General features: G+C 40.1%; 19 protein-coding genes and 1 riboswitch. Of the genes, 15 read left to right on the forward strand and 4 right to left on the reverse strand.

The window, feature by feature from the left end; all coding sequences use genetic code 11:
- The first annotated feature begins 132 nt into the window (after window positions 1-132).
- The 3 genes from ABRS97_RS03330 to ABRS97_RS03340 are packed head-to-tail and all read left to right on the forward strand — an operon-like array spanning window position 133 to window position 1,777.
- Entirely contained in the window at window positions 133-465 is a 333-nt protein-coding gene (locus tag ABRS97_RS03330) for a hypothetical protein (protein ID WP_367811483.1), read from the forward strand.
- 60 nt (window positions 466-525) lie between these two features.
- On the forward strand, window positions 526-1,230 hold the full coding sequence (locus ABRS97_RS03335; RefSeq protein WP_367811484.1) for a hypothetical protein: 705 nt from the start codon (window positions 526-528) through the stop codon (window positions 1,228-1,230).
- A 4-nt stretch (window positions 1,231-1,234) separates the two neighbouring features.
- Complete coding sequence (locus tag ABRS97_RS03340; protein ID WP_367811485.1) at window positions 1,235-1,777, forward strand: hypothetical protein; 543 nt, start codon at window positions 1,235-1,237, stop codon at window positions 1,775-1,777.
- A gap of 85 nt (window positions 1,778-1,862) precedes the next feature.
- Here ABRS97_RS03340 and ABRS97_RS03345 read toward each other — a convergent pair whose 3' ends face one another.
- The 3 genes from ABRS97_RS03345 to ABRS97_RS03355 form a co-directional block, all read right to left on the reverse strand.
- Window positions 1,863-2,732 (reverse strand): sugar ABC transporter permease, encoded by an 870-nt coding sequence (locus tag ABRS97_RS03345; RefSeq protein ID WP_483312408.1) that lies wholly within the window; start codon window positions 2,730-2,732, stop codon window positions 1,863-1,865.
- Window positions 2,729-4,069 (reverse strand): carbohydrate ABC transporter permease, encoded by a 1,341-nt coding sequence (locus tag ABRS97_RS03350; protein ID WP_367811486.1) that lies wholly within the window; start codon window positions 4,067-4,069, stop codon window positions 2,729-2,731. The genes ABRS97_RS03345 and ABRS97_RS03350 overlap by 4 nt, the downstream gene beginning before the upstream one ends.
- A gap of 81 nt (window positions 4,070-4,150) precedes the next feature.
- The gene (locus ABRS97_RS03355; RefSeq protein WP_367811487.1) at window positions 4,151-5,476 is read right to left on the reverse strand and encodes a sugar ABC transporter substrate-binding protein; all 1,326 of its coding nucleotides are present in this window, start codon (window positions 5,474-5,476) and stop codon (window positions 4,151-4,153) included.
- A gap of 290 nt (window positions 5,477-5,766) precedes the next feature.
- On the opposite strand from ABRS97_RS03355, the gene ABRS97_RS03360 reads away from it, so the two are divergent.
- Window positions 5,767-6,771: a LacI family DNA-binding transcriptional regulator gene (locus ABRS97_RS03360; RefSeq protein WP_367811488.1), complete on the forward strand. Its 1,005-nt coding sequence runs from the start codon at window positions 5,767-5,769 to the stop codon at window positions 6,769-6,771.
- Between the two features lie 92 nt (window positions 6,772-6,863).
- Window positions 6,864-6,948: riboswitch (cyclic di-GMP riboswitch) on the forward strand.
- A gap of 87 nt (window positions 6,949-7,035) precedes the next feature.
- Window positions 7,036-7,980 carry a glycoside hydrolase family 26 protein gene (locus tag ABRS97_RS03365; protein WP_367811489.1) on the forward strand — a complete coding sequence of 315 codons (945 nt, stop codon included), beginning with the start codon at window positions 7,036-7,038 and terminating at the stop codon, window positions 7,978-7,980.
- Between the two features lie 102 nt (window positions 7,981-8,082).
- On the opposite strand, the gene ABRS97_RS03370 is transcribed toward ABRS97_RS03365, so the two are convergent.
- Window positions 8,083-10,401, reverse strand: a complete 2,319-nt coding sequence (locus ABRS97_RS03370; RefSeq protein ID WP_367811490.1) for a glycosyltransferase family 2 protein — start codon at window positions 10,399-10,401, stop codon at window positions 8,083-8,085.
- 252 nt (window positions 10,402-10,653) lie between these two features.
- Here ABRS97_RS03370 and ABRS97_RS03375 point away from each other — a divergent pair, with 252 nt between their 5' ends.
- The 10 genes from ABRS97_RS03375 to ABRS97_RS03420 are packed head-to-tail and all read left to right on the forward strand — an operon-like array spanning window position 10,654 to window position 21,690.
- Window positions 10,654-11,322, forward strand: a complete 669-nt coding sequence (locus tag ABRS97_RS03375) for a YveK family protein (protein WP_367811491.1) — start codon at window positions 10,654-10,656, stop codon at window positions 11,320-11,322.
- 35 nt (window positions 11,323-11,357) lie between these two features.
- Complete coding sequence (locus ABRS97_RS03380; protein ID WP_367811492.1) at window positions 11,358-12,047, forward strand: tyrosine-protein kinase family protein; 690 nt, start codon at window positions 11,358-11,360, stop codon at window positions 12,045-12,047.
- Between the two features lie 30 nt (window positions 12,048-12,077).
- The gene (gene galU / locus ABRS97_RS03385; RefSeq protein ID WP_367811493.1) at window positions 12,078-12,950 is read left to right on the forward strand and encodes a UTP--glucose-1-phosphate uridylyltransferase GalU; all 873 of its coding nucleotides are present in this window, start codon (window positions 12,078-12,080) and stop codon (window positions 12,948-12,950) included.
- Between the two features lie 7 nt (window positions 12,951-12,957).
- Window positions 12,958-14,295: a UDP-glucose 6-dehydrogenase TuaD gene (gene tuaD, locus ABRS97_RS03390; protein ID WP_367811494.1), complete on the forward strand. Its 1,338-nt coding sequence runs from the start codon at window positions 12,958-12,960 to the stop codon at window positions 14,293-14,295.
- On the forward strand, window positions 14,292-15,770 hold the full coding sequence (locus tag ABRS97_RS03395) for a lipopolysaccharide biosynthesis protein (RefSeq protein WP_367811495.1): 1,479 nt from the start codon (window positions 14,292-14,294) through the stop codon (window positions 15,768-15,770). The genes tuaD and ABRS97_RS03395 overlap by 4 nt, the downstream gene beginning before the upstream one ends.
- Window positions 15,771-15,803: 33 nt before the next feature.
- A complete protein-coding gene (locus ABRS97_RS03400; RefSeq protein ID WP_367811496.1) occupies window positions 15,804-16,934 on the forward strand; it encodes a glycosyltransferase in 1,131 nt (376 codons plus the stop codon).
- 26 nt (window positions 16,935-16,960) lie between these two features.
- Entirely contained in the window at window positions 16,961-18,772 is a 1,812-nt protein-coding gene (locus ABRS97_RS03405; RefSeq protein ID WP_367811497.1) for a polysaccharide biosynthesis protein, read from the forward strand.
- Window positions 18,773-18,804: 32 nt separating this feature from the next.
- Complete coding sequence (locus tag ABRS97_RS03410; protein WP_367811498.1) at window positions 18,805-19,809, forward strand: glycosyltransferase family 2 protein; 1,005 nt, start codon at window positions 18,805-18,807, stop codon at window positions 19,807-19,809.
- Window positions 19,810-19,836: 27 nt separating this feature from the next.
- Window positions 19,837-20,523, forward strand: a complete 687-nt coding sequence (locus ABRS97_RS03415; protein WP_367811499.1) for a sugar transferase — start codon at window positions 19,837-19,839, stop codon at window positions 20,521-20,523.
- Window positions 20,524-20,538: 15 nt separating this feature from the next.
- Window positions 20,539-21,690: a DegT/DnrJ/EryC1/StrS family aminotransferase gene (locus ABRS97_RS03420; RefSeq protein ID WP_367811500.1), complete on the forward strand. Its 1,152-nt coding sequence runs from the start codon at window positions 20,539-20,541 to the stop codon at window positions 21,688-21,690.
- The last annotated feature ends 9 nt before the right edge of the window (window positions 21,691-21,699 follow it).

Raw genomic sequence — 21,699 nt, forward strand, 5'->3', positions numbered from 1 at the left:
CAATTATCGACAAATATTTCATGTACTGAGTGATCGGAGGAATCGTGTGCTGCGACTGTATGATTAGTCATACAGCTAGAAGCTCATTTCCGATTGTATGAAAAAAAATTATTTTTGCAGAGGAGCAAAGGAATGATTATTTGGAAAGGCGCAGGAATCTTAACAATCCCCATTGCCGTCATTATGGTCATAGCTGCGATGGGAATAGCATCGATATTTACAGATCAAGTTTCAAACTCCACCAATGAGCATATTTATGTAGGCATTGGGTTCCTTCTATCGGCAGTACCGATCTGGTATGCAGGGAAATATTTTAATAGAAATAAAAACAATATCTATTTGGAAGTGAAGAGTGGAAGACAAATGCAGTTGGGATACCAACATAGTTTGTTTTTCATTCCGATGGAGTATTGTTCGATTCCGGCAGTTTTGATTGGAATAATAACTATTTTTATGGTCAAGTAAACGCGCCTTAGAGGAGAACTATCATCTTGCACCAAGATGAATATCAGGAGGATTTTACGAATGTCTGAAATTAGGTTAGCACAACCAGAGGTTTTTCAATTAGATAATGCGAGTGAGCTCCTTCTCTATAGAGATTTCCTCATTGGCCATTTAAAACAAGCTCAATCTCAAGTCATCATGGAAGATTTAGCTAGTGGAACTATACCTGTAGATCGCCTGGAACAGCATCTGCACGAGAAAATGCTGGCAGTAAGAGTTAGCTGCTTAGAAGGGCTGTATACGGATGTAAAAGGCGATGAAACGGTTACAATCGCTTATAAGTCATTTGAAACAGGCGAAAGGAAGCGTAAAAAATTAACATTCAAATCCTTAGATGAAAAAAACAAATTTATTGCCCAGCTATATAGGAGCATTAATCAGGATTTTACCTATGTTAACGAGAAAAACACACGCCTTGGTTCGATACGCAAACCGCTTAGCAATTTGCTGAAAACGCTTGTTATTGGAGGGGGCTTATCCTGGCTCGCATACTACATGGAAACTTCAGAATCATACTCGTTCCGGGTTCCCGCACTTTTATATTTTCTGGTAGTCATTATGGAATATGTAGGTTATGTACCTATTGTTGCTATTACTGGAGTGATTCTCATATGCATGTTGATATGGCTCGTTAAGAATACAATTAATCCTACGGAAAAGCTTGTTATTGAGCGATATACGAAATTTAACGAAACAGGTAAGGTGCGGACGGAGGGAGTTCAGTAGTATTATGGCGACAGCAATGGAACGCAGTGTAATGAAGAAATTCGCTGGATATCCTTTTCAGCCGGCCGAAAGAAACAAAAAGGGAGAGCTGATCTTCAGAAAAGGTAAGCTAATCCGCTGGTTTGTGTACGCAGCCTTTGTTCTTGGAGTTATCGCCTTAATTGGATCCAGTTATATCGATGATTATGATGCGGATGAGCAGGTGCTGTTTGTTTTTTGTGTAGGCATTGAAGTGGTGCTGTTTGCCTTTCTTTCACTTGTCGTTGCTATTACGAAGATTAGGGTGACAGAGCATAGTTTATTTTCCTATCGTTGGTATGGCACCAAATTCATTCATTTCTCAGAGGTAACCCAAGTGGGGTACTCCCGATTTTACGGAGGGATTTTCATACTGAAGACTTCACAACGAACCGTGCGTATACCTGCAGAGAATGTGGGCACTGCTGAACTGGTTAAGCTGCTGGTCGAAAAAGTAGGCGATGAGAAATGTGCGCAAGCGGTTGCTTTTATGAATAAACGCAAGCAGGAGTTTGCTGGGTTGGGGTAATCGTATTTGTCTTATCATTTATAAAAAAGTCTGCCGATCTCCCGCAATTGCTGGATGGAGATAAGCAGACTTTTTTTCTGGCGTCCTATCCTTTGTTAGCGCCTGCCTTTAAGCCTTCGATGATATATTTCTGAAGGAAAAGGAACAGCAAAGTAATTGGAATTGCGACAAGTACAGCGCCAGCTGCAAAAGTGGTGAATTCATTATTTTCTCGACCTGTGACCATTTCAAACAGACCGATGGCAAGCGTTTTATTTTTATCCGAGCGCAGCACGAGCCGAGCGAAAATAAAATCCATCCAAGGACCGATAAAATTTGAAACGGCAATGAAGGTAAGCATAGGGACGGAAAGCGGCATCATGACTTTGAAGAAAATCGATGTATGTGAAGCACCGTCAATTTTGGCGGCTTCCTCCAGACTGCGGGGCAAACCGTCAAAATATCCTTTGACCAGCCATGCTCCAAAAGGGATCGAACCGCCGGCGTACACGAGGATAAGTCCCCAGTGATTATCCAGCAAATCAATTTGAAGCAGTAAGATGTAGATGGCTATCATTCCCATGAAAGATGGAAACATTTGCAGCACAAGCATAACCATGAGTCCTTGCTTTCTTCCAGGAAACCGGAAGCGCGACAGTGCGTAGGAGGCCAAGACGATCAGGATGGTTGACAGAATCATGTTCATTACGGCGATAAACAACGTATTTTTATACCAGATGGCGTAGTTCTTTTTAATAAACAAGTTGTAGTAATGATCTAATGTAAGCGTATGGGGCAAAAAACTCGCCGACGAGATCGACTCACCTGGGCTGAATGATCCTAGAATGACCCAAATCACAGGGTAGAGAACGCAAATTGCTGTGACGAAAAGAATCATATAGATGAGCAGAAGAGCAAAACGGCGCTGCAGCGCCTTACCGACAGAAGCTCTTTTTTTCACGTAGACCTGGTTCATTGGATCATATCCTCTTCCTTAAAGGCTCGAGTATTCCGGAAATTACGGATTGAGAACAAAGCGGTGAAAATAAAAATAATGATGGAAACGACGGATGCCGTGTTGAATTGGTTCTGCTGGAGCGTTAGCTTAAAAATCCATGAAATAAGGATATCTGTTGATCCCGCATAGCTGTAGTTGACATTAACGGGTCCACCTTCCGTGAAGAGATAGATGATGTTGAAATTATTCAGATTGCCGGCAAAGCTCATAATGAGTAGCGGAGCTGTTGCAAACAGGACGAGCGGAAGGGTAATGCTGGTAAACTTCTGCCAGGCGCTGGCACCATCTACCTCTGCTGCCTCATACATATCCCGGTCGATATTCGTTAAGACGCCAGACATCAACGCCATCCAGAATGGGAAACCTAGCCATGTATTCACGAGAATAAGTGTGATTTTGGCCCAGGTTGGATCTGAAAGCCAGGGAATGGGATCGAATCCAGCCAAGCGTAAATAAGCGTTCAGAGGCCCAAATTGTGCGTTAAACAAGTTTCGAAAAATTAATATCGTTACGAAAGCGGGGATCGCCCAAGGTAAAATGTAAATAGTCCTCCACATGCGTTTGAGCCGAATAGGCTTGTAGTTAATCATGATTGCATACAGCAGACCCACGAAGTAAGTCGTTGCAGTGGTCAGAATAGCCCATACGATCGTCCATCCAACCACATTATAGAAAGTGTAGCTCCAGGCTTTGAGTTTGAACAAATTCGTAAAGCTCTCGAATCCGACCCAGTCGACGAGATGCTTTGGAGGTAAATGATTAGGGCCTGAATAGTTAGTGAAAGCGATTAGAATGCCGAATATCAGAGGAAGTATAGTTAAAAACAGTGTGAAAATAACAGCTGGACTCAAAAGCAAGTAAGCATAACCTTTGTCCCAGATTTGAAGAAGGGATTGCTGCAGGTTATTGGCTGGGATACCACGTTCAATTTGTTTACGGACTTTGTACGCGTCCCGAACATTAAACACATAAAAGCAGATACAGACAACTAGCACAAGCAAATAGATAATTCCCTCAACCATTAAAAAGATCGAATGGTCGCCCTGTTCGACGACTCTGCCCCTTTCTCTCACCTGCAATGTTTCGCCTAAGGTAAATAAACCCCACAGACCATGCGCGATGGGCTTGCTCCAGAAGGTGAGGATGAATGTTTCAAGCAGTAAATAGGCAATGCCTTTTGCAAGTTGGCGGTTGTAGATTTGACCGAGACCCATGAACAAGCAGGATAATACAGAACTAATAATCGCCATGCTGTTGGACTGTTTACTTACGGCGGGAACGATTTGCGGCGGCATGGAGGGCTCCTTTCCTTTCAAAAGTAGGTAAAGAGGAATCCACAGGAACAGCGTCCATATGGATCCCCAGCAGCGTACCGTTTATTTTTGCGATAAAGACATCGCTTCTTTAACCTGCTTAACCGAAGCGTCTAATGCTTTCTTGGGGTCCGCATTCTCATTCCATATCGCTGTAAAAGCATTGCCTACTGGTTCCCAGACGGAATTCATTTCCGGAATGTTAGGCATTGGAACAGAAAGTTTTGCTTGATCGAGGAATCCTTTGACGATGGCATTGCTTTTGATTTTATCGTTCTCCAGAAGACTATTCCGAGGAGGCATCTGTCCGGATATTTCGAATTTCTTCATCAGCATTTCTTCGCTTGTAGCAAACTTGGCATACAAAGATGCAGCTTCCGGGTACTTGGAGTAAGAGTTGACATAATAAGCCCGCACGCCAGAGAAGCTGATAGGAGACTTGCCGTTATCCAATTTAGGCAGCGGGGCAACGCCGAAGTTAACACCGCCTTTTTGCAGAGCAGCCACGGCCCAAGGACCGTTAATGTCGAACATCAGGTTATTGTTAATAAATAGGGTCTCTTTGAGTCCGAAATTAATGTCTTCTTTATTTAAAGGCAAGGTTTCTTTATGAAGCTTTTGCATGAGCTGTCCAGCTTTGATAGCGCCTTCATTATTGAGGCCAATATCCGCCTTATTCGTGTTATTCTCCCCAAAAACGTACCCGCCATAGCCGCTGACAAATGCATATAAGAAGTAAAGGTTGCCGACTTCCATCATAAAGCCGTATTTTTCCTTTTCTTTGTTCGTAAACGCTTTCGCCTGAGCGATGAGTTCATCCATCGTTGCGGGGGGCTGTTTGACCAAATCTTTGTTATAAAATAGCGCGTAAGTATCGATCGCGGTCGGGTAGCCGTACAAAACCTTGTTCATTGTTGTCCCTGTAATCGCAGCTTCCATGAAGTCTTTTTTATATTCATCGGGGAAGAAGTTTTCCAACACAAGCCCTGATGCTACAAGGGTACCGAGTTTATCGTGGGGAGCGAGAAACACATCTGCGCCTAAACCGGCAGGGCCGTCTGTTTGCAGCTTGGTTGGTGCATCCCCTTGGGAGACGACCTGCACTTCAACGGGGACGTTATATTTTTTGGTGAATTCAGCCGCGACCATCTTCGCCCAGTCTTCATCAGACCCTCCATTGTCCCAGACAAGGAGTTTGGCATCCTTCTCGATTTGCCCGGCTGTGCCCTTCGGCGTGCTGCTCGGCGTGCCTTCCTTAGCTGTTGGAGATGCAGCAGGTTGCGGAGTGCCCGACGTGCTTGCAGTGCCGCCGCATGCTGTTATGGAAGCTGCCATGGTTAACGCTAATGAAATAGTTAATAGACTTTTTAATCTCACTTTCATTTTCATTGGACTGTTCCCCTTTGCCACTATGGTTTGTAAGTGCCTATCAAAACGGTCGTTTTTCTCGATCTTTCATTGGAGTGCGAAGAATGAAGACTGTGATCCCCCTTATCATAGGATTTAAGAAAACGTTTACGTTAGATATATTACTTAGATATGTTGAGATCAAGGAAAATATCCCAAATTTTCTGCTGGAAATTGTGTGTGTGGACGTAATATTTGCGTTGACCACTTGAAAATCAATCCTTATAATTCAATCATACAAATTGAGAAAACGGTTACGGGAAGAGGATGAAATGGATTCGACTATAAAGGACGTAGCAAGGTTAGCAAACGTTTCAATTGCAACGGTTTCCCGGGTTTTAAATAACCGGTCTGGCTATTCCGAGGAGACTCGCGAAAGAGTGCTGCAGGTGATTGATCAGTTGGGGTACCAGCCTAATGCGATCGCCAGAGGTTTAATTAATAAACGGACGCAAACCGTAGGTGTTATTTTTCCTTATGTTTCAAGTATGCTTTCCGCGGAAATTTTGAACGGAATTGAAGAAACGGTCCATAGTTTCGGATCAACCGTTATCGTCTGTAAAACTGATGGCATCGAAGAGCGGACAATGGATTACTTGCAAGTTTTGGCGGAAAAACGAGTAGACGGCGTCATTTTTGTCAGCCAGTTTTTCGAGGAGCAATACGATAAGCTGTTATCGGACGTTAACATTCCGGTAGTGCTGGTGTCATCCATATATTATCGTTCTAACTTGCCCTATGTGAAGGTGGATGATAAGCATGCAGCGTATACTGCTACAGACTACCTGATCGGTAAAGGGCATAAGAAAATTGCCATGTTAAGCGGTCCCAAGGTTGATCCGATCACGGGAGTGCCCCGCATTGAGGGGTTTATGGAGGCTATGCGATTTAAAGGGCTTCCTATCGATGAGAGCCTCGTCTTTTGTGCGAAAAAGTTTTCATTTGAAGATGGGCTATTAGCAGCGGAGCAACTATTGGCGGGAGGTCCGGACATAACGGCCGTATTTGCGAGTAGTGATGAATTGGCGGCAGCTCTGATTTCAACAGCGTACAAGCTCGGGATTCGAGTACCGGAAGAGCTGTCCGTGATCGGCTATGATAATATCAAACTCGCGGGAATGACGATTCCACCACTGACTACGGTTTCGCAACCATTGTTTGAGATGGGCGCAATGGCAGCGAAAATGCTGTTTTCAATTTTGAACTCCGAAGGAAAAGTGGAAAGTCGAATCATGCCTCATGAGGTTGTCGAACGTGCATCTGTTCGAAACTTGTAAGAATTTGTTGAAAAATCGTTTATTTTATCGAAATATGTTGACAGTTTCTATATATTTTAGTTAAGATAACTTCAAGTAATTAAGAAAAACTTCATACGAAAAGGTAAACTGCATGAAAATGCAGGACACAAAACTATAGGGGCTAAATGGAATTCCATATGCCAGCCAGTTGTCGAAAGGAGTCTTATAGGCGGATAATCCTCTGATACAGCTCCCTACGGGTGAGCTGTTTTTGTGTTAATAAAAATCAGGGGGCTAACGCACATGAGAAATCTTTCAACTAACATGGGTTTAAAAATTCACATTATTCTTTTGTTTGCTTGTTCTGTTTTATTTTGTTTTTTTATTCCAACAAGTACAGTCAATGCTGCAACAAATTACCAGGAAGGGGCATGGATTGGCACATGGCCTTCATCTGTAACAGATAATGTGTATGCTTTTAATACAAAGACTGATAGTAAGATGCAAGTTGTTAATACTTTTGTGAACACAAATCAAAACTTAGATCAATTTGGATCAACAATAAATTATGTCGACAGTAAGAATGCTATAAATATGCTAACGTTGGAGCCATTCGGTTTAACAACAGTAGACATCAATAATGGAGTATTAGATGCCTACTTTGAAAAGCTAGCCGAACAACTAAAAGGTTGGAAGGGCGGCAAGGAAATATGGATTCGTTATTTGCACGAGGGGAACGCAAACTATTACTCGTGGTGTATTGGAGACAGTAAAATTAATACGAATGATTCGTATAAGAAAGCATTTCAAAAGACTGTTGATATTTTCAGAAAAAAGGGAGCTACGAATGTAAAGTGGATTTATAATGTAAATGCTGAAAATGTTGGTGTGGGGGCTTCCTACACACTTGCCTATCCCGGAAATGACTATGTGGATTTCGTTTCGATCGATGGGTACAACTGGGGGAATTCTCAAAGTTGGTCTTCGTGGAAATGGTTCCGTCAAATTTTCGATAAGGCTTACTATTCTTTAAATAGATATAATAAACCGACAATTATCGCAGAATTCGCTAGCGCTGAAGTTGGCGGCGACAAAGCAACATGGATCAAGAATGCTTACGAGCAAATGGATTCAGGATGCTATCCTCTTCTGAAAGCGGCCGTTTGGTTTAATGAGAAGAAGGAATTGGATTGGACTATCGATTCAACGGAAGCTTCATTAAAGGCTTTTCAAAATAGACATAAATAGCTATATGTTTTTACTGAAATCATTTGGGAAACTGCTTTCTGTTCTCGTTAGAACTCTTTGGCAGTTTCCCTGGTATTTACTTTTCATTCGATCAATTAGTGCTTAAGAAGATGATGAATATTCGACAGAAGCTGGTTTGGATAAATCGGTTACCTCTTCTTTAAGAATGAATTGAATGGCTCGATAGTTAACCAAATCTTTTTCGAATTTTATTCCGATAATAGCTCTATTCTTCTTCGTATACTCAATCCGTACAATTTCCCCAAGCATGACCTCGTTAATCTCCTGTAAACAAATTGCGACACCATCCCCGATAGCAGCGGTTATGTTTTTGCGAATTTGAAAGCTGCATCCGTACATGCCGATATCGATCAACTTTGCCCAATTCAAATGCTTCATCTGTAAAAAATAACGCGTAGGCAGCTTTCTTTTCAAAGTCTTTTCGATAATATCCTTGTAGGTTTCCTTCGGTAATAGCTGAACCTGAGCTAAATATGACATTTCAACGCGTGGTGAATTTCTTCTTCTGGAACGATATTGATACTGGAAATTTCGCGTATATTTAACTATTAAATCTACAATCGTGTTCTTTGCATGATAGGTAAATTGTCCATTTGTAACAGGTTGTCCATACAGTTCTTTTATTAGTTTTTGCATTTGGTCATCACTTACATCAGTAAACTTAACGCCAACTTGATATCCTTTGGGATGAGAGTCGTAGTAAATAATTGTGCCTGTTAGATGATGAGCATCCTCACCGTAAATCGTAAATTGTATTTCTTCAGGTAATGTCTCCAGTTGCTCAATTAAAAAGCGGCACCCTGTCTCACTGATATCGACAATCGAACCATTTACGTTAGGTTCATTCTTTTCATTTTGAACAGAAATTTGATAATCTCTATAGAATCGCTCGGTTACACGCATACGTGGACGCTCAATTCCAAGTAATAAAGACGGAACTAGACTTAGTAACCCATACATTGCCCAGAAAAGACTAATAAGGGTCTTCTGGGAATCCATCCAACCTGCATTTAACAGCTTGGGAACTGATACAGCCGTTGCTGCTAAGATTAATACAATTAAAATTAAATGAGGAAGCATAAATTTCCAATTTACAACAGATTTTGCCGTTAATACTCCCTTAGGGGTTACGTTAAAAGGGATTTGTATCTTGAAGAATGTTTCTATGAACATGGCTCCGAATAATGTTGGAGCCATGGCAGTTTCATGCACATTGGACCAAAATATATTTAGACGCTTTTTGGTAATAATAGGTAGACCAATCGTGGATAGTAAAAAATAAGGCAGCCAAAATATGGATATTTGAATCAAATCTGAATTCATAACAGGAATTTCAAAGAACAAATAGAGTAATGGTAAACATAAATAGAGTAATCTGAAAAATCCAAAGTACCAATAGACCGTATTGTTGATATAAAGAATTCGTTGCATCCGGGTCAAGCCTTTGTAAGTTAGAGGATTCCATCTGCGGGTTGTTTGCAAGGTACCTCTAGCCCAACGAATTCTTTGCTTTAATTGGTCGTTTAATGATTCGCTCGCCAAGCCTTGCGCCAATACTTCGCTATAAGCAATTGTTTTATAACCTTTTGCTTGAATCATCATACCTGTTGCCATGTCTTCGGTTATCGTGTCGGTAGCAAATCCTCCGATCGAATCGAGAGCACTTTTTCGGAAAATTGTGTTACTGCCAACATAAATAGCTGAATTGAAGCGATCTCTTCCTGACTGAATGATTTGCATAAAGAGATCTTGTTCATTAGGAATATGTCTTTGTTGAAAAAGATTGTACTGGAATATGTCCTCGTTGTAAAAAGATTGCGGTGTTTGTACAAAGGCCACATTTTCTTCATTAAAAAATCCAACAGTTTTCTGCAGAAACTCAGGTTTTGGTAACATGTCCGCATCCAGAGTAACTACTAATTCCCCTGTGATAAATTGGAGAGCATTGTTCAAATTCCCTGCTTTGGCATGGTCGTTATTACTTCGTTTAAGGTAATTAATTTTAAATTGTTTGGCCAGTTTTTCTGCCTCTGGTCGGCGTTTGTCATCACACAACCAAATCTGAAGCTTATCGGTTGGATACTCTAGATTTTTGCAAGCGAGTATAGTTTTTTGCAAAATATCCATTGGTTCATTGTAAGTTGCAATAAGAATGTCAACGGTTGGGATAATTTCAGGCAATCGTGGAGGTCTGTGTTGAGTTGGTTTCCACAGTAAGATATAAAAAATGAAAGATTGTAAGGCTTGTATCATTTCTGCGACCAAGAATATGATACCGAATAGAAGAGCAAGACCAAAAGGCGGTAAAGTAAATAGAGTACGCCAAATAAGATAAGTCATGGTGGCTATTATGGAGATTACGATGAAAATTTGTTTCCCGTTTAATCGTTTGTTTTTCAAATCTAAGCACGCCCTTTAGGGTTATATGGGTAAAGAAGGAAATTTTAGTTATTAACGATAAGGATTATAGCATAGCTAAGTACTATTGGACTATATTATTTGTGATTATTCTCATATTCGACAACATTATTTTTGTTTTTAATGTATTTTATTGCAAAATAATATCATAAAGTGATATAGTAGTCCATAAAATGGATTACGAAATAGTAAAAAAGTCTCATAACTTATGAGGGGACGTGAGTAAGGAGAAACGTGGAAATACAGAGATATTTCAAAGTAATATGGAGACGCATCTGGTATGTTATTATACCGGCATTGGTTGTTTCATTGGCGGTTGGGTATGCCAGCTATAAGGTTATAAAACCAACGTATCAGGCATCGATTCAAATTCTTGTCAATAAATCAGAAACAGACCGTGATTTTTTGGCGGTTCAAACAAGTTTAAAGTTAATAGATTCTTATAATGTGATTATCAAGAACCGTCTGGTTTTAAATCAGGTTATTGATAATCTGAGCTTAAATATGAGTGCTAGTGATCTTGCGAGTAAAATTAGTGTCGGAGCGCTGGATAATTCGCAAGTAATTCAAATTAAAGTAAATGATTCTAACATGCCCCTTGCGGTAGATATTGTGAATAATGTTGCTGATGTATTTAAAGAAGAAATTCATCAGTTGTTGCGAGTAGATAATGTGAAAATTCTTGATCCGGCAAAGGTGCCGTTAAAACCAGAGCCAATAAAGCCTAAGCCAGCTATTAATGTTATTATTGGTTTTTTTGCTACGGTGATGTTTACTTGCAGTTGTTTGTTGTTGCTGGATATGTTTGATACAAGGATTAAGGGTGAGCAAGAGGCATTGGAAACGTTAGGATACCCGATTCTTGCGCGGAGCGCTGAGAGAAATAAAAGGGTTAAATTTTAATGCTTCCTTACAATATTTGTGGGGATTGATACGACTTGCGGAATCGATACATCGGGTTTAAGCTGTGGAAATGGCGTGGAAAGAAGAGAGAGAACCAAAAGCGTTCAACATTAGATGCACTAAGGAAATTAAGAAGTTTTATATACCTTAGGGAGCGTGGCAATCACGGGTATACCTTATTGTTTACTACGTGTAACTATACACCTTGCTCTTCTTCTCTTGTATGCTACTACTCGCTACTCTCCGCAGATTCAAATAAAAAGACATTGCTAATTGATGCAAATCTTCATCGCTCAAATATACATAACTTACTAGGATGCGACAATGACATCGGGCTGACTAATGTTTTGCTCGGTGATTCAACGGTTGAGCATGCGATTCGAAACATTCCAGGCACAAATTTAGATGTCATGACTTCAGGACCTATTACGGATTCTCCTTCAGATTTGATGTACCGCCATTTCAATACAATCGTAAAAGCAATTTCCCAATCGTATGATCACATTATTATTGATTCCCCACCATTGATTGAAGTGAGTGATACACAATCTATAGCTGCAATTGCAGATGGTGTAGTACTTGTTCTGAATGCAAGACACACAAAGAAAAAACAGGCAGAAGTTGCAAGAGAGATATTGGATTCGATTAATGCCACTGTTTTAGGCATGATATACAACGATGAGGAATTACCAGCTGGGGATTATTCTAAAAACAAGGGGTATTAAATCGTATTTACAAAATTAGGAGGATATACATTGAAGGTAAGAAAAGCTATCATACCAGCTGCGGGTCTTGGGACAAGATTTTTGCCGGCCACGAAGGCAATGCCGAAAGAAATGCTTCCAATTGTGGACAAACCAACGATTCAATATATTGTTGAAGAGGCCATTGAATCTGGGATTGAAGACATCTTAATTGTAACTGGAAGAGCGAAGCGAGCTATTGAAGATCACTTTGACAATGCATTTGAGCTTGAACACAATTTGATGGTTAACGAGAAATTTGAATTATTAGAAACGGTACGCCATTCCTCCTCTTTAGTTGATATTCATTATATTCGTCAAAAGGAGCCAAAAGGATTAGGACATGCCATTTGGTGTGCCCGGAAGTTTATTGGGAATGAGCCATTCGCAGTTTTGCTAGGTGACGATATTGTTAAATCAGAAACGCCATGTATCCGACAACTAATGGATATTTATGAACAAACTGAAAGCTCAGTTGTAGGTGTGCAGTATGTCACGGACGAAGAAACATCGCGCTATGGGATTGTGGATCCGTCTAGTCAAGATGGAGAACTTTATTCAGTGAGAAGCTTTGTAGAAAAGCCTAAAAGGGGTACATCACCATCCAATTTAGCAATCATGGGAAGATATGTACTGACACCTGGCATTTTTGATATTTTAGAAAAACAAAGCATCGGTGTAGGCCAGGAAATTCAATTGACGGATGCGATTCAAAGGTTGAATCAGATCGAGAGCGTAAACGCTTATCCATTTGAAGGCAAACGGTATGATGTTGGTGATAAGTTAGGATTTTTAATTACGAACATTGAATTTGCATTAGAGCGGAATGAGATCGGTGAGCAATTAGCCGTGTATTTAGAGAATTTACTAACTAAAATAAGATGAGGTCAGTATGAGAAAAATCGCTGTTTTGGGGACGGGCTATGTTGGACTCGTGTCAGGTGCATGTTTTGCGGAGATCGGTAATGAAGTGATTTGTTGTGACGTGGATGAACGGAAGATTGAAAACTTAAAACTTGGAAAATTGCCAATATATGAGCCGGGTTTAGAGGATTTAGTTGCACGCAATTATGAAAATAAACGTCTTTCATTTACGACTGAGATTGCTGCAGCTATACAAAATTCGGATATAATTTATATCGCTGTTGGAACACCTATGGCATCTGACGGTTCAGCGGACCTTAGGTATGTACGTTCTGCAGCACAATTGATCGGTGAAAATTTGAACGGTTATAAGGTGATTGTAAATAAAAGTACAGTTCCTGTAGGAACTGGAAAAATGGTTGAGGATATCATCCAAGAACTTGTATCCGATCGAGCAATCCGCTTTGATGTTGTATCAAATCCGGAATTCTTGAGAGAGGGTACTGCAATTAGGGACTGCTTGAATATGGAGCGTGCAGTAATAGGCGCTAAAAGTCAGGAAGCTGCCCAAATCATTACTGATTTACATGGACCTTATAATACTACAATTATTGTTACAAGTATTGAAACGGCAGAGATGATTAAATATGCAGCAAATGCATTTCTAGCAACCAAAATTTCATTTATTAACGATATTGCGAATATTTGTGAAAAAGTTGGAGCTGACGTTAAACAGCTTTCTCATGCTATCGGGCTCGACAGCAGGATCGGTAGTAAATTTCTTCACGCTGGACTAGGATTTGGAGGTTCCTGTTTTCCCAAAGATACTGGAGCACTAGTTCACATAGCTGAGACAGTTGGATATGATTTCACTTTAATTCATTCTGTAGTGGAAACGAATAGTCGACAACCGCTCAATTTTGTTCAAAAAATTAACGATGCGTTGAATGGATTGCAAGGAAAAACAATAGCTATTTTAGGTTTGGCTTTCAAACCAAATACAAACGATATGAGATCTGCACCTTCGATCAAGGTCATCCAGGAACTCTTGAAAAATAATGCTAGTGTTAGAGCTTTCGATCCGATTGCTATTGATGAAGCAAAGGAGATATTTGGAGACTCTATTTTATACTCTACTGATCTATATGAAACTCTCAAGAATTGTGATGCTTGTGCAATTTTAACAGAATGGAATGAAGTAGTGCACATGGATCTTTCCAAAGTAAAAGAAGAATTGCTTGCGCCAATCATCATTGATGGACGTAATTTGTTTGACTTGGATTTTATGAAAGAAAAAGGCTTTACTTATCATTCTATCGGACGTCCATCTGTATATGCCACAGAAAGATTTGTGATACACGAATGAGTTCGAGAACGAACAATGGACATGTTTTGCAAAGTTCGGTTTGGGTGTTGGCAGGCACAGCTGTGCAAAACATGCTTCAGATTCTAGTATTAATCCTCCTCGCCAGATTGCTTGCGCCAAAAGACTTCGGATTAATCAATATTTCCCTTATTATTATCGGTTTTACATCTAACTTTGCCAGCATGGGGGTTGGAACTTCAATTATTCAACGAAAAGAAATCGAACCAGATCATATTAAATCTGGTTTTGTTATTTCTTTTATTTTGGGCATTGTTTTGTTTATGCTCTTTTGGCTATTGGCTCCACAAATTTCTATTTTATTTGATAGTGTTGAGCTTGTTCAAGTTCTAAGTTTTCTATCGATCTCCTTTCCTGTGCTGGGCTTTTCAACGATTCCCGAGGCTATGCTGCAGAGAAATATGCAATTTAACAAAATCGTACGTTCGCAGTTAGTATCATATGTCATTGGTTATTGTTTGGTGGGCATTACAATGGCGCTTTATGGATTCGGCATTTGGTCTCTGGTAGTTGCTCATTTATTACAGACAGTAATAAAAAGTACAATGCTCTGTATGGCTTATCGGGATTTTTTGAAAGGTCGATTTTCTTTAGAATCTACAAAGGAGCTTATGCGTTTTGGAAGTGGAGCTACTTTAGACTCTTTATGTAATTACGCAGCCCTTCAAGGAGATAATATAGCGGCCGGGATTATGTTGGGGCCTGCTGCTGCTGGTTTATATGGTCGTGCGTATCAAGTTGCGGCAATTCCTGCAACATTACTTGGTCAAGTACTAGATAAGGTGCTCTTCTCGGCATGGGCCAAAATTCAAAATGAACATGAGAAATTGACTAAATCTTTTTTAGATGGAGTATCTTTAGTCACTATTTTCGTTCTACCAATAAGTTTGTATTGTGTTATTTTTGCACCTGAAATTATTAACTTTACTCTAGGGAGCCAATGGAAAGAGGTAGTAATCCCTTTTCAGATCTTATCTATGGGGACATTATTCCGTACCAGTTATAAATTAAGCAATTCTGTAACTATGGCCAAAGGAGCTGTTTACAACCGCGCGCTTCGGCAGTTTTTGTACGCGTTCTTGGTTATTGCCGGAGCATCGATAGGTGGAAGGTTTGGAGTTGCAGGAATTGCTGTAGGTGTGTTTATTGCAATTACTGTTCATTATTTATTTACAGCCCAGCTTGCTCTTAGGCTTACTAATGTTAGTTGGAATCAATACATGAGGAGTCAAATTGCGGGTATTCGCTTTGCAATCATCATGTTTCTATTCTGGTATTTGCTTGCTTTATGGTTAAGGAAAATTGCATTAGGTGATTTATATCTTCTATTAGTGAGTGTTGCCGCTTCGTGTTTAATGGTCATGTTTATTTTAGTACTTAAGCCTACGATTATGGGGCAATTTGGGGTCAGACTCAACAAGAAATTAACAAATCTAAGAAGTAAATTCACACGATAAGATAAAATAAGCTCTGTGAGTGAGGGAACAGGCATGCGCAAAGTAGTACATTTAACAACCGTTCATCATCCGTTAGACACTAGAATTTATCACAAAGAGTGCTCCTCCTTAGCTAGAAATGGTTTTGATGTTACTCTTATCGCTCCTTATAACGAGGATCTAGATAATTTAGCAAAAGCCCCATTTCATCTTATTACACAGAAGAAATCATCGAACCGATGGCTTAGAATGACTCGTGATGTATGGAGAGTATATAGAATTGCTAAGGAAATGAGGGCTGATGTTTACCATTTCCATGATCCCGAACTTCTTTTAATCGGTGTTCTGCTAAAGAAAAAGCATAATCATGTTGTCTACGACGTCCATGAGGATTATGAAACCGGTATTATGCAAAAAAAGTATCTGCCACGATTCGTTAGATTAATTGCTTCGAAAATTTTTAGAGCAGTTGAAATGGCTTGTGCAAAACGCTTCGAGATATGTCTAGCTGAAAAATACTATAAAGAGAAATTCCCCAATGGGGCATTAGTGCTAAATTATCCCATAATAGATCCTGTGGAGAAGCACTCTCCAAACCCTGAAGATCATTCAATGACTGTGGATGAGCAGATTCATTTATTATATACAGGTAATGTTACGGAAGATCGAGGGGCTTTAATACATGCGCAACTCGCGGATTTGCCAAATGTTCATATGCATTACGTAGGAAAGTGCAGTAAAAATGTAGCGGATAACATTCTGCTTGCCGCAGGAGAAGGAAGTAAACGAGTGCATATGCGTGGGGTCGAGTCCTTCGTCAACCGTGAAGAAATTGATCATACATATAAGCAAGGCCATTGGCACGCAGGTATAGCACTATTTCCGCCGACTGAACATTATATGAAAAAGGAATTAACGAAATTTTTTGAATATATGAATGCTGGACTGCCTTTACTTTGTTCTAACTTTCCTTCATGGAAGGAATTTGTTGATAAACATAAATGCGGGATTACGGTCGATCCTTATGATAAGGAGGCTGTGAGCAAAGCAATTATGTATTTGAAAAATAATCCAGAAGAAGCAGCACAGATGGCGCAGAATGGAAGAAAAGCTGTTATGGAACTTAGTTGGACAAGCCAAGAGCAAATTTTAGTTGATTTTTACAATGGAATGCGGTTGGTGTGACCAAAGAAAGAAAGGAGGGTATAGTTATGAGGAAAATCTCTAAACTTGTGATGGTTGACATCATTTTGGTAGCTGTAAGCATTTATACCACATATTATTTTCACTACGAAACAAGCTATATAAAGGAAAATGCTTTTGAACTGTTTTGGTATTTTATGATTTTAAGCGCAACTTTAATTGGGGTTTCCTATTACTTGAATTTGTATAACAGAGTTTGGTTATATGCAAGTATTGGTGAAGTGATCTCGATACTTAAAAGTACATTTATAAGCGCTTTGGCCTCTTATATAATAATGCTGGTAGTATCCCATCAGTATATCCCATATGCAATTTTAATTCGAAATTTCGAAACGTTGCTTATATTAGTTGGGGGCTCACGGTTTTATTTCCGTATTTTTAAGGATAACTATGTTCGGAGCAGTGAAGTATATCACCGAGTACTAATCGTAGGAGCTGGTGATTGTGGTTCTATGGTTGCTAGAGAACTGAAGAGTAATAAAGCAAACGGATTGTACCCTGTTGGATTTATTGACGATGACGTGAAGAAACTACACCAGCATGTGAGCGGATTGCCGATTTTCGGAAATAGAGAAGATATTCATAGCGTGGTAAAAGAGCAACAAATTACTGATATAATAATTGCTATCCCTTCAGGCAGTCGAAAGGTAATTTCCGGCATTATTGAGATTTGCAAGAACACCCAGACGAAACTTAAAATTATTCCACGTCTAAACGATCTAATAGAAGGACGTGTAACGGTTAATGAGATTCGTGATGTGGAAGTAGAAGATTTGTTAGGAAGAGATCCAGTGACCGTAGATCTTGAAGGAATTGCGACATACGTTACTAATAAAAGAGTGCTGGTATCTGGTGCAGGCGGCTCCATTGGATCTGAACTTTGCAGACAAATAGCGATTTTTAATCCGGTGGAACTCATCATTTTGGGGCATGGAGAAAATAGTATTTATAACATAAGCATGGAATTAAAGGATAAATTCCCTTCTTTAGTTGTAGAATCAATTATAGCGGATGTGCAAGATAAAATTAGAATTGAATCCATATTCACAAAGTATAAACCACAGGTCATTTTCCATGCGGCCGCGCATAAACATGTTCCGTTGATGGAGAAAAACCCCTCCGAGGCGATCAAAAATAATATTTTTGGCACAAGGAATCTTGTGGAGGCAGCAGATCGTGTGAAATCAGAAATATTTGTACTTATTTCAACGGATAAAGCTGTTAATCCTACGAGCGTTATGGGTGCAACAAAACGTATGGCAGAGATGATTATTCAAAGTATGGACAAGCAGAGCGAAACCAAATTTGCGGCAGTGCGATTTGGCAATGTGCTAGGTAGCCGTGGAAGTGTCATCCCTCGATTTAAAGAGCAAATCATGGCTGGGGGACCAGTGACGGTAACACATCCGGAAATGATACGTTACTTTATGACAATTCCAGAGGCTGTGCAGCTAGTTATTCAGGCAGGTTCACTTTCCGCGGGTGGGGAAGTATTCATTCTAGATATGGATAAACCGGTGAAGATTGTAGACTTGGCAAAAGATTTAATCCGTTTATCAGGATTGGAGCCCAATGTTGACGTTGATATTGAATATTCTGGAATACGTCCAGGTGAGAAGCTTTATGAAGAACTATTGACGAGTGAAGAAGGGCTCTCAGCTACTAAACATGACAGGATCTTTATTGGAAAACCGGTTGATTTGAGTAAGGAGCAGATCGATCTGGAAGTCAGCAGGCTTGAGCAAATTTTGAAAACAGAAGTTCCAGACATTCGACTCGAACTGGCGAAGTCGGTTCCTTCGTTTCAAAGTGTGTCTTAAAAGTTCTATAGCAAAAATAAAGGATGTTGCAGATGATGGAAACATGTCCATTTGTAAGTATTATATTGCCGGAAAAAAATGAAGCTAAGCATATAGGTGCTTGCCTGGATTCGTTATTATCACAAAGTTACCCTAGTGAAAAATATGAAATTATTATTGTGGATGGGCAATCCAGTGACAATACACTAGATATAATCAGTACGTATCAAGAGCTGAATAAATCAATCTATGTTCTGAGCAACCCCAAATCCATTGTACCCATATCGATGAACCTTGGTATTCGGCAAGCAAAGGGAGAGTTTATCGTTCGTGTTGACGCGCATGCAACCTATCATCAGGATTATGTAAAAGCTTGTGTGGAATATCTGAAGAAGACCGGTGCCGCAAATGTTGGGGGGCCAATGATTGCTGTTGGAGAGGAATATATGGGTAAAGCGATTGCTTTTGCGCATAAATCCCGCTTCGGTCTTGGCGGTGGTAAATTCCATGATGGTACCTTTGAGGGTGAAGTAGATACAGTTTACTTGGGTGCATTTAGGAGAGATATCTTTGAAAAAGTGGGTTACTACGACGAACGGCTTACACGGAATCAAGATATTGAATTAAATTGCCGAATTCGTGAATCCGGGGAAATGATTTATCTTACGCCTGCGATTAAATCTGTTTATTTCAACAGGAGCAGTTTAAAAAGTCTATGGCAACAAAATTATAAAAATGGCTACTGGAATGTAATTACGAGAGCAATTAACAGCAAGGCGCTATCAATGAGGCACTTTGTTCCATGTGTATTTGTTCTTACTCTTTTAGTCGGGTGCCTATGTGCGCTAACGTTGTTCGGGCAATTGTTATTATTGGCGTCGTTAGGCAGCTATTTAATAGTCAATCTGCTCTTTTCCGCCCAAATCGGGAAAAACTCGGGTTTATTGTACGCACTGGTAATGCCACTCGTTTTTATTACCTTGCATTTTAGCTATGGTGTGGGCACTTTCATCAGTTTGCTAAAGGGGAATTTTATAAGCTCTAAGTTTAGAGTATGAGATAACTAAACGTAAAGGGACGGGATTATGGCGGTTACTTTAGAAAATAGTCAACAAATTCGACTTTCGCTTTATCACAGGTTTATGAAAAGATTATTTGATATTATAGTGTCGTTGATATTGTTAATTTTAACGAGTTGGATCATTCTTATTGCTATAGTAATTGCATCCCTCGACACTCAAAAAAATGGTCTTTTTGTTCAGCGGAGAGTAGGCTTAAACGGTAAGTTGTTCGCTATTTTGAAAATTAGAACGATGAAAGTTGTGCCTTCGTTTATGACGACAGTTACAACAGGTTCCGATCCAAGAATTACAAAGGTTGGAGCAGTGCTAAGGAAAACAAAAATCGACGAATTGCCGCAGCTTCTGAATGTACTTATTGGGCAAATGAGCTTTGTCGGGCCGCGCCCCGATGTCCCTGAGTATACAGGGAACTTGAGTGCAGAAGACTCAGTAGTTCTTTCAATTCGGCCTGGTATTACAGGACCTGCAACACTGAAGTATAGAAATGAAGAGGAGATTTTAGCATCTTCGGAAGATCCGGAAGAGTATAATCGAACGGTTATTTTTCCAGATAAAATTAAAATAAACAAAGCTTATATTCAAAATTATTCGTTGCGGAAAGATGTTCTGTATATATATTACACAGCATTTCCTAATAAATTTAGTCATTACTTAATGAGCGACATAAATCAATCAGAACTGGGTGCATAGGAGTTGAGCGAGCGCATGTCAGCAGGTCAGAGGATTTACCTCTCTTCCCCTCATATGGGAGAAGAGGAATTGGAATTCGTCAAAGAAGCATTTACAACAAATTGGATTTCCACGGTCGGTCCGCACGTAGATCAATTTGAAAAGGAATTGGCTGCATATGCAGGAACGGCAGGAGCGGTAGCCCTGTCTTCAGGGACTGGGGCTATACATTTGGTTTTGAAAGCTATTGGTGTTCAGGAAGGAGATATTGTATTTGTATCTTCTTTAACTTTTGCAGCAAGCGTGAATCCGATTCTTTACTTAAACGCGACACCTGTTTTAATTGATTCTGACGATTCGACGTGGAACATGTCAGCAGGTGCTTTGAAGGCTGCATTTGACCGGGCTGTTGAAGAGGGGAAGCTGCCCAAGGCTGTTGTTGTTGTTAATTTATATGGCCAAAGCGCGGATTATGAGAAGATTGCCGAGATATGTGATTACTATAAAGTGCCAATTGTCGAAGACGCAGCTGAATCTCTAGGTGCAACCTATAGGGACAAAATGAGTGGATCAGTAGGACAGTTTGGCATTTATTCATTCAATGGCAACAAGATCATTACCACGTCAGGAGGAGGCGCAGTCGTTTCTAATGACGTTGAAGCTTTAAAGAAGATTAAATTTTGGGCAACACAGGCTCGCGATCATGCGCTTCATTATCAACATAGTGAAGTAGGATACAACTATAGATTAAGCAATGTATTGGCAGGGATAGGACGAGGTCAACTGAGAGTACTGGAAGAACGGGTAGAGGCGCGACGAGCAATTTATCAACGGTATTACAATGCGTTGGCGCATTTGCCAGGTGTTACTTTTATGCCGGAAGCGAATTTTGGACGCTCGAACCGCTGGTTAACAGCTCTCACTATACATCCTGAGCAAAGTGGCGGGGTATCCGCTCTCGATTGTATCCAGATGCTGGAAAGTATGAATATTGAATCACGTCCGGTATGGAAGCCCATGCATCTCCAACCTTTATTTACTGGGTATACATATTTCACTGATCCTGAGATGGATAGTGTGTCTGACCGCTTGTTCAAGTTTGGAATCTGTTTGCCATCTGGTTCTAATATGACCGAGGAAATGCAAGAAAAAGTTATTTCATGTATGCTTCAATTGTTCAATAAATAAGTCTTTTTA

This window comes from Paenibacillus tabacirhizosphaerae (assembly GCF_040812395.1).
In the GTDB taxonomy this organism is placed as follows: domain Bacteria; phylum Bacillota; class Bacilli; order Paenibacillales; family NBRC-103111; genus Paenibacillus_E.

Excerpts from the sequence above, each read along its gene's own strand:
- ABRS97_RS03360 (WP_367811488.1), top strand. The coding sequence starts at position 5,767 with ATGGATTCGACTATAAAGGACGTAGCAAGGTTAGCAAACGTTTCAATT.
- ABRS97_RS03330 (WP_367811483.1), top strand. The coding sequence starts at position 133 with ATGATTATTTGGAAAGGCGCAGGAATCTTAACAATCCCCATTGCCGTC.
- ABRS97_RS03355 (WP_367811487.1), bottom strand. The coding sequence starts at position 5,476 with ATGAAAATGAAAGTGAGATTAAAAAGTCTATTAACTATTTCATTAGCG.
- ABRS97_RS03415 (WP_367811499.1), top strand. The coding sequence starts at position 19,837 with ATGGCGGTTACTTTAGAAAATAGTCAACAAATTCGACTTTCGCTTTAT.
- ABRS97_RS03335 (WP_367811484.1), top strand. The coding sequence starts at position 526 with ATGTCTGAAATTAGGTTAGCACAACCAGAGGTTTTTCAATTAGATAAT.
- ABRS97_RS03410 (WP_367811498.1), top strand. The coding sequence starts at position 18,805 with ATGATGGAAACATGTCCATTTGTAAGTATTATATTGCCGGAAAAAAAT.
- ABRS97_RS03405 (WP_367811497.1), top strand. The coding sequence starts at position 16,961 with ATGAGGAAAATCTCTAAACTTGTGATGGTTGACATCATTTTGGTAGCT.
- ABRS97_RS03365 (WP_367811489.1), top strand. The coding sequence starts at position 7,036 with ATGAGAAATCTTTCAACTAACATGGGTTTAAAAATTCACATTATTCTT.
- ABRS97_RS03395 (WP_367811495.1), top strand. The coding sequence starts at position 14,292 with ATGAGTTCGAGAACGAACAATGGACATGTTTTGCAAAGTTCGGTTTGG.
- ABRS97_RS03340 (WP_367811485.1), top strand. The coding sequence starts at position 1,235 with ATGGCGACAGCAATGGAACGCAGTGTAATGAAGAAATTCGCTGGATAT.
- ABRS97_RS03345 (WP_483312408.1), bottom strand. The coding sequence starts at position 2,732 with ATGAACCAGGTCTACGTGAAAAAAAGAGCTTCTGTCGGTAAGGCGCTG.
- ABRS97_RS03350 (WP_367811486.1), bottom strand. The coding sequence starts at position 4,069 with ATGCCGCCGCAAATCGTTCCCGCCGTAAGTAAACAGTCCAACAGCATG.
- ABRS97_RS03400 (WP_367811496.1), top strand. The coding sequence starts at position 15,804 with ATGCGCAAAGTAGTACATTTAACAACCGTTCATCATCCGTTAGACACT.
- ABRS97_RS03420 (WP_367811500.1), top strand. The coding sequence starts at position 20,539 with ATGTCAGCAGGTCAGAGGATTTACCTCTCTTCCCCTCATATGGGAGAA.
- tuaD (WP_367811494.1), top strand. The coding sequence starts at position 12,958 with ATGAGAAAAATCGCTGTTTTGGGGACGGGCTATGTTGGACTCGTGTCA.